Origin of the sequence: Marinomonas communis, assembly GCF_004363305.1 — a bacterium.
In the GTDB taxonomy this organism is placed as follows: Bacteria; Pseudomonadota; Gammaproteobacteria; order Pseudomonadales; family Marinomonadaceae; genus Marinomonas; species Marinomonas communis.
This window is the reverse complement of sequence record NZ_SNZA01000001.1, coordinates 527,573-541,408: the sequence shown is the minus strand read 5'-3', so window position 1 is coordinate 541,408 and position 13,836 is coordinate 527,573. Positions and strand designations below refer to the sequence as shown.

Genomic DNA, 13,836 nt, shown 5'->3' with positions numbered 1-13,836 from the left:
GTTGAGCGCGCCTATTGATTATTGGTTTTTGTTTATTGGCTTGTCTTTGTCACGTTGAAGAACAAATTCTACACGTCGATTCACAGCACGATGTTCTTCTGTATCGTTTCTCATTAAAGGAATACTGTCAGCATAGCCAGTGGCAGTCATGCGCTCTGGAGGAATTCCATTTTCTAGGAAGTAACGTAGGGTAGTGGTAGCCCGAATCGCTGAAAGCTCCCAGTTACTTGGAAATCTCACTGTGTTGATTGGAATGTTGTCAGTGTGACCTTTAATGTTGATATTGTAATCAGGGTAACGGTTAAAAATGCCAAGCAATGTTTCATAAATCGGTTCGGCGCTGTATAAGATCTCCGCTTCACCAGATTCAAATAGCGATTGACCATCGATTCGAATGGTGATCTTCTCCCCGTCCTCAAAAACCATTACTTGGCTTTCAAGGTTGTTGGCGACAAACTTACTAACCACATCATTGGCAATGTCATTGACCTCTTCACGAACTTCCTCGTCAATCGGATCTTTTGCGTAGATCAGTTCTTTATTTGTCGCCATTTGTGGTTCTGCTGGCTTGATGGTCTCAGTGCCACCACCAGAATATTTAACGGGATCTTGTCGAACTAAAGCGCCATTACTATTTAAGGCTATTTGGATGGAAGATAAAGCAGCAACCAAGGTGGTTTCCGTCATTCTTGATAGGCTATAAAGAAGAATGAAAAAAACCAGAAGTAGTGACATTAGGTCAGCAAAAGTAAAAATCCAACCTGCAGTTTCATCATCCTCGAATAATGGGTCGCTCATGGTTTACTCCCCGCCACCAATACCAGCAGGTTTCCGTTGATGTGCCGGAATATAAGAAGATAGTCGCTCATAAACTGCTAGGTAGTTGTTACTCCCTAGTAAGCTCACTGTGCCGTCACGAATAATCTCAAGTGTTTGAATTTCTAGAATAGTTCTAGCTTTTAGCTTACCCGCTATAGGGTTAAAGATAACAGTTGCCAGTAATGAGCCATAGAATGTGGTTAAAAGCGCCACAGCCATGGACGGTCCAATGGTTTCTGGGTCATCAAGTTGAGAAAGCATTTGTATTAGACCTATTAGCGTACCCAACATACCAAATGCTGGCGCGTAGGTGCCCATTTTCTTGAACACATCTTGCACCACAAAATGACGCATCTTTAATGAATCTATATCTGCTTGAAGAGTGTTACGGATGTATTCTTCATCGGAGGCATCGGATGCCATCCCTAAAGCTCGTTTAAGGAATGGAGAGTCTGCTTCAACGCGGCTTAAGGCGACCAGACCTTCACGTCGAGCGATCTTAGTAAGCTGTAGCATGGTTGCAATCATAGCTTGCGGGTCTTGTTTGTCTTGAGCAAAGACTATAAACATCGCCCGCAGAGCGGCCATAGTATCTTTAAACTGAAAAGTCAGTAGGGTGGCGGCAATGGTGCCACCGATCACAATCATGATGCCAGGTATGTTGATAAAAATACTAAAGTCGCTACTGCCTAGAAAAATAGCAGAAACAATTAGTGCTATACCTGAAATTATTCCAATAAAAGATGCAAAATCCATTGAGCTAACTACCTAATTTTTGCAATAAAATGTCTTTTCATTATGTCGATGCACGAGCATCACCACAAGTGAATTGTAAGTTTTTTGTATGACATTCAGTCGTAATTCTTACAAATTCTGTTCTCGCTTCCTGTTTCTATGTCCAAGTACCAAAAGACAAGGGGTAAGGATTAAAGTCAAAGGTGTTGCAAATGCCAAGCCTCCCGCTATCGCTGTTGAGAGCTGAGTCCACCATTGGGAAGAGGGGGCTCCTAGGCTCAATTCACGATGAATAAAATCAATATTGAGCTGAAATACCATAGGTAGCAGCCCTAAGATAGTAGTAATGGTGGTTAGCATTACGGGCCTCAGACGTTGTACGCCGGTACGAACGGCGGCTTCTTTAGCCGTCATGCCTTTTGCTTTAAGGGTGTTAAAGGTATCAATTAAAACAATGTTGTTGTTAACGACGACCCCCGCTAGAGCAATAACACCAACGCCGCTCATCACAATGCCAAAAGGTTCGCCCTTTAGGAGTAAGCCAATGAACACACCCATGGTTGAGAAAACAACCGCGCTGAGAATAAGCAAGCACTGAAAGAAGTTATTAAACTGGGTGACCAAAATAATGGCCATGATGAAAAAGGCAACGCCAAATGCTTTGATTAAAAAGCTGGCTGCTTTTTGCTGATCTTCCGTATTACCACGAAACTCATAATGAAGATCAGTAGGCAATCCCGCTTGTTCTAGTTCACTGCGTATTTCCTGTATGACTTGGTCAACGACTAAACCATCCTGAACATCAGCGGATATTTTTACCGAGCGTTTACCTTCCACGCGGTGGATGTACCCCTGTTTTGGGGCAGCGTAGCGCTGAACAAAATTACTAACGGGAACAATCCCCTGATTGGTTGGGATATGAAGTTCATCAAGCTGGTCCAACGTTCTTTGGTTTACTGGATATCTCAGAACGATATCGATCTTGTCTTCGGCCCCTTCCGGTAAAAAGTCACCGAGAGTGATCCCTGTCGTGACAAGCTTAATAACATTGCCCAATGTGTTGACGTTTACGCCGTATTTGCTGGCTTCAGCGCGGTCAATGTCAATACGCCATTCAATACCAGGTAAAGAGCGGTCATCGTTCACAGACACAATCTCAGGTCGTTGCTGTAAAGACTCCACAATGCGATCGGCTGCCAAGTTTAAGGACTCGTTGTAACTGGATGTGAGCTGTAGCTCTATGTCAGAACCAGATTGTGGGCCTCCTTGTTGCACGACAGTGCTGACTTTTATGCCGGGTATTTGCTGAGCTTCCTCACGAACTTTAGACAGAATGGCATCGGCGGAGGGGCGTAAATACCAATCAATAAATTCCATGGTTATGGTGCCGATCGAATCAGCGGCTCCATTATCTGGTGGCGAGTTGTAGGTCGTGGTTGTGACACTTTCAAACTCTGGGTGTTGTAATATGATGTCCTCAACACGTTTAACAAAAGCATCCTTTTCACTGAGTGAATAATCGCCGCGCGCTCTGACTTCTAAGTTGGCAACTTCAGGCTCAACGTTGGGAAAGAATTCAACCCCTTTACCAAACGATGCATAAACAGCGATTACTGAGAACAGCAGAATTATGGCGAATGACAGGACCCACTTCGGATAATTCACTAGCTTAGCTAGAATGCGACCATAACGACCAGTTAGCCCTGATAGTTCAGTTAAATCGCCATCTTCAGTTAATTGTAGTGTCCTTAAAGCACTGGGCGAGTATGCACCACGTTTGCCAATGATAGCGCCCAATGTTGGAAGTAGAATTAATGCCATTAAAAGTGATGCGGATAATGTCGCAATAACGGTGATAGGCATATAGCGCATAAACTCACCAACGATATCAGGCCAAAATAGTAATGGCATGAATACCGCTAGAGTGGTTGCAGTAGAGGCGAGAATCGGCCAGGCCATACGTCTAGCGGCTTCGGCAAAAGCACGTTGTTTGGAGGCGCCTTCAGCAAGTTTTCTATCCGCGTATTCAGTAACGACGATGGCGCCGTCAACCAACATGCCGACACTCAAGATTAGGGCGAATAGTACCACCATGTTGATGGTGTAACCTTGTAGGTTAAGAAACAGTATGCCGGTTAAAAAGGCGCCTGGGATGGCCAGTCCAACCAGGATGGATGAGCGGACGCCAAGTGCCCAAACAATTACGATCATTACTAACAATGTAGCTGCTAGTACATTGTTGAATAAATCGTTTAGGGAGGTTTCGATTTCCTCGGACTGGTCCTGAGTTAAGCTATACTCGAGTTCCTCAGGCCAGCTTTGTTGGCTCTCACTTACAACTTCCTTAACCTTAGATAGCGTATCGATAATATTGGCGCCGACACGTTTAGACACCGCTAAAGTAATACTTGGTTGACCGTTCGCTCGAGCATAGCTGTTTGGGTCTTCAAACGTAATTTCCCCAGTCGCAATGTCTTTTAGTAGCACGACTTGATCGCCCGCGACTTTTACAGGTAAGTCCATGATGTCCTGTTCTGTTTTGAGCAGCCCAGGAACTTTTACCGGAAAACGGCCCGCATCACTGTCGAGGTTGCCTGCAGCCACCAGTCGATTATTGTTTGATACTAAACTGGCAACATCGCTTAAATTGATGCCATAGCTGTCTAATTTCTGTTGATCGACAATGATTTCAGCACGCTGGTCTCGATCTCCACTGATGTCCGCTTCCAATACGCCTTCAATGGCTTCAAGATCATCTTGCAGGCGATTGGCGATGCTACTTAACGTTGTAAAAGCAACATTGCCATACAGATTAATTCGGATAACAGGGAAAGTTGATAAATTAATCTCGGTGACCGTTGGCTCATCGGCGTCATCAGGAAGTTCGCTTTTAGCTCGGTCTACTTTGTCTTTGGTGTCGATGATGGCTTGGTCAATATCAATGCCAGACTGGAATTCGAGGATAATGGAGGCATGACCTTCTGACGCAGTTGAGCGTATTTCCTTAAGTCCTTCAACACCGCGAAGCTCTTGTTCTAATGGGTGTACTAATAAACTGTCTGAGTCTTCCGGCGAAATTCCTTCAAGTGACACTGACACATAGGCCATCGGAATGCTGATGTCTGGTGAGCTTTCTTTTGGTATTTCAATGTAAGAGACAGTTCCCGAAACAAGTAGTAATGCAAACAGCATCAACACAGTTCGTGACCGAGTTAATGCCGCATCGATAACCGTCCTCATAATGATGTCCCTTCAGTTAGCTGAGCAGGTTCAATCGTAACTTCAACTTGGTCACCAGCTTTCACAAAACCCTGACCGTAAGTGATAATGGTGCTTTTTGTGGAGAGGCCCGATACCCATGCAAATTCACGGTCAGTTTTGACAACTTGGACAGGTGAATCGGTGACGATGTCTCCCTCTAAAGTCTTAACTGACATCTGGCCATCATTATTAACGTTGAGTAATGCCGGCGATACTGGATGTGCTTCAACTTGGCCGAGAATTAGGTTGATCTCAGCACTCAAACCAGCGGAAAGTTTGGCGTCGGAGTTATCAATGCTAACTTCAAAAGGAATGGCGCGGGTTGCATTGTCCGCTGTCATGCTGATGTAGCTAACGTTGCCTTGTTTTGTTTCTTGACCATTGATTGTGAGCTCGACAGCAGAATTGATTGATAATTTGTTTAAGTATTTTTGTGGTAATTGAGCCGCTACTTTTAGAGGGTTAAGGTCAATCAGAGTGGCAACCGTAGCGCCGTCATTTAGCCATTGTCCTGGCTTGATGCTGAAATCATTAATCACGCCTGTAAAAGGTGCTCGAACTCTACTATTTTCAAGATCGATTTTTAATGTGGTAAGGTTTGCCTTTGCACTGGCTAGCGCCGCTTCTGCTGATGCGACACTTACTTCAGAAGTCAGCTTTTGACCTGTAAGTTTTCGAATACCTTCTAGCTCTAATGCTCTTTGTTTTACCAATGCTTGTGCATGAACGATATTCGCTTCTAAAGCGCGTCTATCTACTTCAATCAGGACATGCTCTGCATTGACTCGATCGCCCTTGATAACATGTACGCTTGCCACATAACCTGGAAGTTGATTGGTAATACTAAGAGTATTGTTTGCACTGGTGTAGCCGCTCAGTTTAATCGTTTGAGGGATTACTTCAGAGGTAGAATGTACAGCCGTGACTTTGAATAAGGACGCTGGCTTGTTAGTGCTAGAAGTGGAAGGCTTAGTTTCGTTAGATGACGTGTCTTGTGCTTGCGCTTGAGTGATGCCATTTTCACCACTTAATAACCAAATTGCAGCAAGCCCAGCCATACTGATTGCCAGCATCGGCCCAAGTTTGTTTCGAAAATCCATGTGTTACTCCATGCATCCAAGTAAGCATTATTTTTGTGCAAATTATACGCATTAGGGTTGTGAAACGTACCACCAAATATGAGAAATATTGATATCAGGATGATTTATAGAGCGTTATTACCGACAAAAGGACCTATTTGCTAAGGAAAATATATTAAAAATCAATGCAAAAGGGTGCCTGTAGTTAATCTTTACCTAAGAACAGTGGTAACATTGCCGCACTAAATTGACCCTGTTTTTACGGAATACTATGAGTTTATTAACACTCGACCAAGTGAGCGTGGCGTTTGGCCATCATCCGTTGCTAAGTAAAGTCAGCTTCTCTGCAGAAGCCGGAGAACGAGTAGCGATCATCGGCCGAAATGGCGCGGGTAAGTCTACTTTTCTAAAAATCATTGCTGGTGAAATCATTCCTGATGAAGGTGTGATTCGAGTAGAAGGCGGTATGCGTGTTGCTCAGTTGCCGCAAGAACTGCCAGCAGCGAATAATAAAACAGTTCGTGAAGTAGTGAGTGAGGGTGGTGGCGATATCCACCAGCTTATGCAGCGATACAATGAGCTGCTTGCCGACTTTGACGATGCGCATCATGATGAATTAGCTCGTATCCAAAACGAATTGGATAAACGCCAAGGCTGGGACCTTGACCAGCGTGTTAACCATATGATCCAACGCTTGGCGTTACCAGCTGACAAACTCATGTCAGAGCTATCTGGTGGTTGGCGCCGTCGCGTTATCTTGGCGCAAGCTTTGTTGTCGAATCCAGATGTATTATTACTAGACGAGCCAACCAACCATTTGGACGTTCCAACCATTGAGTGGATGGAAAGTCAGTTGAAACAGTTCCGTGGCTTGATCCTGTTCATTACCCACGACCGTCGTTTCCTAGAAAATTTAGCCAACCGTATTATCGAGCTTGACCGAGGCAACATGCTGTCGTTTTCGGGCTCGTTGTCTGCTTTCCTAGATTACAAAGAAAAGCTTCTGGAAGAAGAAGAGCGCGCTAATGCTTTATTTGATAAAAAATTAGCCGAAGAAGAAGCTTGGATCAGACAAGGTATCAAAGCTCGCCGTACCCGTAACGAAGGCCGAGTTCGTGCTTTGAAAGCGTTACGTGAAGAACGCAAAGAGCGAGTTAGCCGTCAAGGTACCGCGAAAATGACGCTGGATAGCAAAGAGAAATCCGGTAAGTTGGTGGCTGAGTTTACCCAAGTTGCCCATTCATTCGGTGACAAAGTGATTCTTAAGCCAATGGATCTCGTGGTAGGTCGTGGCGATCGCATCGGTCTGATCGGCCCTAACGGTTGTGGTAAGAGTACTTTCTTAAAGATTCTTCTTGGCCAGCTGACGCCTAACCAAGGTACAGTTCGACAAGGTACCAAGCTTGAAATTGCGTATTTTGACCAACTACGTGATCAACTAGACCCTGAAAAAACAGTCGCGGATAACGTGGGCGAAGGTAAAGACAGCATTGAAATCAATGGTCAGAACCGTCACATCATTGGTTACTTACAAGATTTCTTGTTCCCGCCAGAACGCGCGCGTACACCGGTAAAAGCTTTATCAGGTGGTGAGCGTAACCGTGTACTACTGGCGAAGCTTTTCACAAAGTCAGCCAACCTATTGGTATTGGACGAACCGACCAACGACCTAGACGTAGAAACACTGGAGCTTCTAGAGGAGCTACTGATGAACTACGACGGGACTTTGCTTCTAGTCAGTCACGACCGTGCATTCCTAGATAACGTAGTCACCAGTACGATTGCATTTGAAGGTGAAGGTAACGTTCAAGAGTACGTGGGTGGTTACGAAGATTGGATCCGCCAAGGTGGTAAATTCCCAGATGAGTCGACCGCTGAAGTAGAAAAGCCGCAAAAGGCAGAGAAAAAGGCTGAAAAGAAAGCAGAAGCCTCTAAAAAAGCCCCAGAGCCTGTCAAAGCTAAGAGCAAGCTAAGCTACAAGCTTCAGCGTGAGTTTGATGCGATGCCTGATCTATTAGCCGACTTAGAACAGCAGTTAGAAGAGCTGAATGAAGTGACTTCAGCGGCTGATTTCTACACGGGCGACCAAGAAAAGGTTCAAGCCACTCTGGCGAAGCTTAGCGAAACAGAACAAGCGCTCGAAGACGCGATGGAACGTTGGGTCGAGCTTGAAGAAATGCAGAACGGATAAATACTATGTCAGATGAAATCAAATCCATTGGCTTTGTTTCGCGCTTCTTTGGCGCGTTCGGCCAGTTTTTTAAATACATGGGGAATGGTCAATACGCGGCGCGCTGTTCAGCGGTCAGTGAAGGCCAAAAGTTTGCCTCAGAAGTAGAACCAGAAGTCATCACGAAAACCGTTGAAGTGGTGAAAGAAGTTGAGGTGCAAGCGCCTAAGCTTGATACCGTTAACGAAGATGGTGCACTTCAATTGTTACAGCTTCTGCAGCAAGAAGCGCGTTTTATCGACTTCGTAAAAGAGAGCATTGATGGCTACAGTGATGCGGATGTTGGTGCTGCCGCTCGTCAGATCCATGCAGGTTGTTCAAAGGTGGTAAGCCAATACTTTACCGTTGATGTGGTAAATGGCGCACCAGAAAACAGCCGCGTAGAAGTGGCTGCGGACTATGATCCAAAAGCGATCAAACTTGAAGGTCGCGTACAGGGTGAAGGCCCATACGCAGGTACCTTGATTCATCCAGGTTGGCAAGTAACGGCTACCAACCTACCAAAAGTTTCTAACACAGACAGCCTACATATTTTGGCGCCTGCGGAAGTAGAGGTTTAAGTGGCACAGTATTTTATTGGTATCGATTTGGGTACCACTCACTCAGCAGTTTTCTATGCAGAGCAGGGCGAAGATGCAAGTCTTCAACAATTGTTGATCCCTCAGCTTACCGCTGCAGGCCGAGTGGAAGAATTGGCATTGCTGCCATCTTTTGCTTACTTTCCACATGCGACGGAATTTTTAGAAAGTGATCGTCAGCTACCTTGGGGCAAAGTCGACGTTATTGTTGGTGCTTTAGCACGTGAGCTAGGTGGCAAGTCACAAGGTCGTATGGCCCAAAGTGCGAAAAGCTGGTTGTGTCACTCGCGAGTGAACGCTGATGAGCAGGTTTTACCGGTTGATGCGCTAGAGGAAGTCGAAAAAGTTTCCCCTGCACAAGTCACTGAATGGTATATCCAGCATTTAGTAAGTGCTTGGAATCATAAGTTTCCAGATGCGCCAATGGCCGATCAGCAAGTAGTGATCACCGTGCCAGCCTCGTTTGATCCTGCTGCCCGTGCCATCACGGAAAATGCTGCTAACAAAGCGGGTCTTCGCGCTCGTTTAATCGAAGAGCCATTAGCTGCTTTCTATGCTTGGTTGGCGGATCAACCTAAATGGACGGATGCACTAAACGTTGACGATCATATTCTGGTGGTTGACGTAGGTGGTGGTACCACTGATTTGTCCTTGATCCAAGCCGTTGATCAAGACGGCAGTCTAGGTCTTGAACGTGTTGCAGTAGGTCGCCATATCCTCCTAGGTGGTGACAACATGGACATGACCTTGACGTACCATTTGGCGGGTCAACTTGCGCAACAAGGCACGCAACTTGAACCTTGGCAAATAACAGGTCTAACGCAAGCGTGTCGTGAAGCGAAAGAGCGCTTGTTAGGTAATCAAGATTTAGTGGATGCCACAGTTGTGGTACCGAGCCGAGGTCGTAGCCTGTTTAATAACAGCATTAAGGCAACCTTGACTCAGCAAGATGTTCAGCAGCAATTATTGGCTGGTTTCTTTCCAACAGTCACTTTAGGTGAACGTGCTCAAGTGGCGCAGCGCTCAGGTTTTGCTGCCATTAACCTCGATTACGAAGCGGACCCTGCGATCACCCGCCACATATCAGAATTCCTTGCAACCGTTGAGGTCGTACCAAATAAAGTACTGCTAAACGGTGGTGTGTTTAACGCGAAACCAATCCGCGATTTGCTAGAGCAACGTCTTCAGGAGATGCTAGGTGAGCATACTGAATTAACAATGTTAACGCCTGCGCATCTTGATTACGCTGTTGCAAAAGGTGCGGCTTTCTACGAGAAAGTTCAGCAAGAAGGTGGTGTTAAAGTTAAGAGCGGCCTAGCTGCGAACTACTACATTGGTGTTGCAAGCCCAATGCCTGCGATCCCAGGCATGGCTCCACCTGTCGATGCATTGTGTGTTGCGCCGTTTGGTCTAGAGGAAGGCTCTGATGAGCAGATGCTGCCAAACGAATTCTCACTTGTGGTAGGTGAAACAGTAACGTTCCGTTTCTTCCAGTCACAAGGTGCAGAGGTCGACGCACTCGGTAAAGTTATCCCGTCCTTCTCAGTTCCGGCCTTAAGTGAGCTTAGCCCACTGTCCATTGCATTGGACGCTGGTCATTACAAAGAAGGCGATATGGTGCGTGTTTGCTTGTCTGCTCGTGTGACAGAGCTTGGATTACTACTACTTCAAGCGCACGATGTAAATTCCGACTTAGTATGGACAATCGAATTCCAAGTTAGGGAGTCTTAATGTCAAACGCTCGATTTCGTATTGGTATTGATTTGGGCACCACTAACTGTGTGGTGTCTTACCTTGCGGCGGGCGAGACAGAGCCCAAATTGTTGGAAATACCTCAGTTTATGGCGGATGGGACGGTGCGCCCATCCACGCGTTTACCGAGTGCGATTTACCTATTAGCCAAAGATGAACTCGGTAAAATCGAGCCTGTTCTTCCATGGCGTGGGCAGGCCACAGACTTGATTGTGGGGCATGGCGCATTAGAGCTTGGTCAGCGCCGCTCTGGACAATTGGTTCAAAGTACAAAAAGCTGGCTTAGTCATCGCCAAGTTGACCGTCGCGAAGCGATCCTTCCTTGGGGCAGTGAAGCACCGCGTAAAGTCAGTCCACTACAAGCCAGTGCCTTTATTTTGTCGCACATTCGAGCGGCGTGGAATCATGCTTTTCCTGCTAGCCCAATTGAAGCACAAGATGTTGCGTTGACACTTCCTGCTTCGTTTGATGAAGAAGCGAGAGCTCTAACCCTTGAAGCTGCTCAGCAAGCAGGTTTTGGCGAGTTGTACTTACTCGAAGAGCCTCAAGCCGCGTGTTATCACTTTATTCGTAATCAAGAAAACCTGGGCGTCTTGGCGAAAGGAAAAATGCTTTTAGTGGTTGATATTGGCGGTGGTACCACGGACTTTAGCTTGGTTCGTATTGATACTACTGGCCAGAAAAAGACTAGTCTTAAACGTGTCGCGGTAGGGGATCATCTACTGTTGGGTGGCGACAATCTTGATCAGGCACTTGCTTACCAGTTAGACCCTCGTCAAATCTCTGCATTGTCTGCTTCTCGCTTGGCAGCGTTGGTACAACAAACCCGTAAAGCCAAAGAGTCTTTGTTAGGGCAGGATGCTCCAGAATCCGTTACCTTAACGGTTTTAGGTGGCGGCAGTCGTTTGATTGGCGGCTCACAGAAATTCACGGTTGAACGCGCTCAATTGGTTGAACAAGTGGAAACAGGGTTTCTACCGCTAGAGGCACTTGATACCAAAGTACAGAAAAGCGACTACGCTGTTCACACTCTGGGTTTGCCTTATGAAAGTGATGCAGCCTTTACCCGCCATTTAGCGGCTTTTCTTGCTTCCCACCGAGATGAAATAAGCGCTGCAACAGGTGCCAATATGCCTGATGTGGTGTTGTTTAACGGTGGTTTGTTCAACAGTGATCTTCTAAAGAATCGTGTTTTAGAACAGCTTAACCAATGGTCTGATAGCCCTATTATTGTCTGCAATGCTTCAGAGCCAAACGATGCGGTTGCGAAAGGTGCCGCCCAGTACCTACGCTCTTTAGCAGGTGAGTCTGAACGGATCGAAAGTGGTGTGGCTCATGGTTTGTTATTGAAGCTTGCTGATGGTCAGTTCCTAGGGCTGTTGCCGAAAGGTACGCCAAAAGAAGAGCAAATTAAGCTATCGCAAACCTTTAAAGTGAAAATGGGCGAGCAGGTTCAATTTCCTCTGTATCGTTGTGATGACCATTTGTCCTGTGATGTGGGAGAGTTGAAGTCTGATGAATCAGGCCTTCATTTTGTCTCAAACTTAGTGACTGAGCTAGATGGCAATGCCTCTAGCGACACTGTTGAAGTGGCTTTGTCTGCCATCATGACGGAAGTGGGTATTCTTAAAGTAGAGCTGCTTTCACAGGCACTAAAAGATCAGTGGGTACTGCATTTTGGTGTGGCTAAGTCATCAGAAGAGAATGCCGCAAACGATCAAGATGGCCCGTTACATAGTAATATGGGGCAAGCTGAAGAACATTTAGTGAAATGCTTTTCTGCTGCAGGCCAAAAAGCATACCCAGATTTGGTGAAGTCCCTTAAGCAGGACTTAGACCGCTTACTTGGTGATCGCGAAGAGTGGAACTTGGCCACTTCTCGTCGTTTAGTTGATAAATTGCTAGCCGTGAAAAGTGGTCGCACCAAGTCGCCACAACATGAGCGCCAGTGGTTGCAGTTGATTGGTTTCTGTTTACGTCCAGGCTATGGTGCTTTAGGCGATGAAGCTCGGGTCGAGCAGACCATGAATGCAACGAAACAAGGCCCTAAGCATGATCAAGCACCAGTATGGGGGCAACATTGGACCTTGTATCGCCGTATTGCAGGTGGGCTCTCTGTTTCGATGCAGGAAAATCTGTACAAACAGTTTGCTCAATATTACTCACCAGCGGGACAGCGATCTCGTGAAAAGCAAAAAGCACTTACTACGAAATCCAGCGATGACATGATTCGTATGGTGGGAGCACTTGAGCGACTGCCCAAAGAGCGTAAGCTTGAAACGATTGATTGGCTCTCAAAACGCCTTAAGAAATCTTCCGAGCCAGATACGGCATGGTGGTCAGTAGGGCGTTTAGCGTCACGTCGATTATTGTTGGATGAAGAGGGCAATACACTTGACCAAGCGTTGGCGATTAAGTTGACTCAGGATGCGCTTAAAGAGGATTGGAAGAAGCGTAAACAGGCGGGGTTGGCCGCGGTTTTGATGGTCCAATTGAGTTCTGATGAAGACAGCAAAGAGCTCAAGTCTCTGCGTAAAAAGGTGCTTGATAAGCTTAAGAAAGATAAATGTCCGTCCCAATGGGGCCAGCGATTAGAGCAAAGCGCGTCTGAGCTCACGGATGCTGACCTTTCTAAGCTGATTGGCGAAACCTTACCGATTGGACTATCTTTAGGTTAGTCTGCTGTTCAGCAGAGCTTCTTCACCTAGTGTGAACTTGAGGGGAAGCGACGTGCTTCCCCTTTTTTATTGCTTGCTTAAGGTAGGGCTAAAGGTTGCTTGGCAACCAAAATACCATTTGCATCACAATAGATGTAATCACCGTTTACGATCACGATACCGGCAAAAGACAGTGTTTTACCGACTTCGCCCAAGCCTTTTTTCTCGGTTGGCATTGGGTGAGCACACAGGGCTTTCAAGCCAAGATTAACTTGTGCTTGCGCAGCAACATCACGAACCGCACCATGAATCACCACGCCTTCCCAACCGTTGGCTGCAGCTTTCTCCGCCAGCATGTCTCCAAGCAACGCTTTACGCCGGCTACCGCCACCGTCTACCACCAAGACTTTGCCTTTACCGGGTGTTTGGACAAGTTCCCGAATGCGGCTATTGTCCTCAAAGCAATATACTGTAACGACTTCGCCATGGAAGTTATCACGGCCACCAAAGTCTTGGAAAATGGGATCGGCAATTTGAATATGCTTAGGATATAGGTCGCACAGATCTGGCAGAATGTCTTTCATAGTGAATTCCAAAGTGATGAAAATGGCTGTTCCTGATCTAAATCGAGTCGTACAAGCCATCTCCTGATGGCGATATAAGCTCTCATCCCCGAACGGAGGAGCGGGTTGCACCCGTGATAAAAAAAGCTTGCTTCCCCGATG

Annotated in this window: 9 protein-coding genes; 4 read left to right on the top strand and 5 right to left on the bottom strand. The window is 46.3% G+C overall.

The features are described from left to right. Positions 1 to 18: 18 nt before the first annotated feature. From C8D85_RS02540 to C8D85_RS02525, 4 genes are all read right to left on the bottom strand, one after another. Positions 19 to 798 carry an OmpA/MotB family protein gene (locus C8D85_RS02540; RefSeq protein ID WP_133559791.1) on the bottom strand — a complete coding sequence of 260 codons (780 nt, stop codon included), beginning with the start codon at positions 796 to 798 and terminating at the stop codon, positions 19 to 21. Between the two features lie 3 nt (positions 799 to 801). Further along, positions 802 to 1,575: a motility protein A gene (locus C8D85_RS02535; RefSeq protein ID WP_133559790.1), complete on the bottom strand. Its 774-nt coding sequence runs from the start codon at positions 1,573 to 1,575 to the stop codon at positions 802 to 804. A 108-nt stretch (positions 1,576 to 1,683) separates the two neighbouring features. Continuing rightward, positions 1,684 to 4,794 carry an efflux RND transporter permease subunit gene (locus tag C8D85_RS02530; protein ID WP_133559789.1) on the bottom strand — a complete coding sequence of 1,037 codons (3,111 nt, stop codon included), beginning with the start codon at positions 4,792 to 4,794 and terminating at the stop codon, positions 1,684 to 1,686. Next, positions 4,791 to 5,915 carry an efflux RND transporter periplasmic adaptor subunit gene (locus C8D85_RS02525; RefSeq protein WP_133559788.1) on the bottom strand — a complete coding sequence of 375 codons (1,125 nt, stop codon included), beginning with the start codon at positions 5,913 to 5,915 and terminating at the stop codon, positions 4,791 to 4,793. Before C8D85_RS02525 ends, C8D85_RS02530 begins: the two co-directional genes overlap by 4 nt. 250 nt (positions 5,916 to 6,165) lie before the next feature. On the opposite strand from C8D85_RS02525, the gene C8D85_RS02520 reads away from it, so the two are divergent. The 4 genes from C8D85_RS02520 to C8D85_RS02505 are packed head-to-tail and all read left to right on the top strand — an operon-like array spanning position 6,166 to position 13,132. Next, the gene (locus tag C8D85_RS02520; RefSeq protein ID WP_133559787.1) at positions 6,166 to 8,085 is read left to right on the top strand and encodes an ATP-binding cassette domain-containing protein; all 1,920 of its coding nucleotides are present in this window, start codon (positions 6,166 to 6,168) and stop codon (positions 8,083 to 8,085) included. Positions 8,086 to 8,090: 5 nt separating this feature from the next. Continuing rightward, positions 8,091 to 8,684: a DUF2760 domain-containing protein gene (locus C8D85_RS02515; RefSeq protein WP_133559786.1), complete on the top strand. Its 594-nt coding sequence runs from the start codon at positions 8,091 to 8,093 to the stop codon at positions 8,682 to 8,684. Then, positions 8,685 to 10,433 (top strand): Hsp70 family protein, encoded by a 1,749-nt coding sequence (locus C8D85_RS02510; protein ID WP_133559785.1) that lies wholly within the window; start codon positions 8,685 to 8,687, stop codon positions 10,431 to 10,433. It abuts the gene before it with no gap. Then, positions 10,433 to 13,132 (top strand): hsp70 family protein, encoded by a 2,700-nt coding sequence (locus C8D85_RS02505; protein WP_133559784.1) that lies wholly within the window; start codon positions 10,433 to 10,435, stop codon positions 13,130 to 13,132. Before C8D85_RS02510 ends, C8D85_RS02505 begins: the two co-directional genes overlap by 1 nt. A gap of 77 nt (positions 13,133 to 13,209) precedes the next feature. Here C8D85_RS02505 and C8D85_RS02500 read toward each other — a convergent pair whose 3' ends face one another. Next, positions 13,210 to 13,695: a putative 4-hydroxy-4-methyl-2-oxoglutarate aldolase gene (locus C8D85_RS02500; RefSeq protein ID WP_133559783.1), complete on the bottom strand. Its 486-nt coding sequence runs from the start codon at positions 13,693 to 13,695 to the stop codon at positions 13,210 to 13,212. Positions 13,696 to 13,836 lie beyond the last annotated feature (141 nt).

Excerpts from the sequence above, each read along its gene's own strand:
- C8D85_RS02540 (WP_133559791.1), bottom strand. The coding sequence starts at position 798 with ATGAGCGACCCATTATTCGAGGATGATGAAACTGCAGGTTGGATTTTT.
- C8D85_RS02535 (WP_133559790.1), bottom strand. The coding sequence starts at position 1,575 with ATGGATTTTGCATCTTTTATTGGAATAATTTCAGGTATAGCACTAATT.
- C8D85_RS02530 (WP_133559789.1), bottom strand. The coding sequence starts at position 4,794 with ATGAGGACGGTTATCGATGCGGCATTAACTCGGTCACGAACTGTGTTG.
- C8D85_RS02525 (WP_133559788.1), bottom strand. The coding sequence starts at position 5,915 with ATGGATTTTCGAAACAAACTTGGGCCGATGCTGGCAATCAGTATGGCT.
- C8D85_RS02520 (WP_133559787.1), top strand. The coding sequence starts at position 6,166 with ATGAGTTTATTAACACTCGACCAAGTGAGCGTGGCGTTTGGCCATCAT.
- C8D85_RS02515 (WP_133559786.1), top strand. The coding sequence starts at position 8,091 with ATGTCAGATGAAATCAAATCCATTGGCTTTGTTTCGCGCTTCTTTGGC.
- C8D85_RS02505 (WP_133559784.1), top strand. The coding sequence starts at position 10,433 with ATGTCAAACGCTCGATTTCGTATTGGTATTGATTTGGGCACCACTAAC.
- C8D85_RS02500 (WP_133559783.1), bottom strand. The coding sequence starts at position 13,695 with ATGAAAGACATTCTGCCAGATCTGTGCGACCTATATCCTAAGCATATT.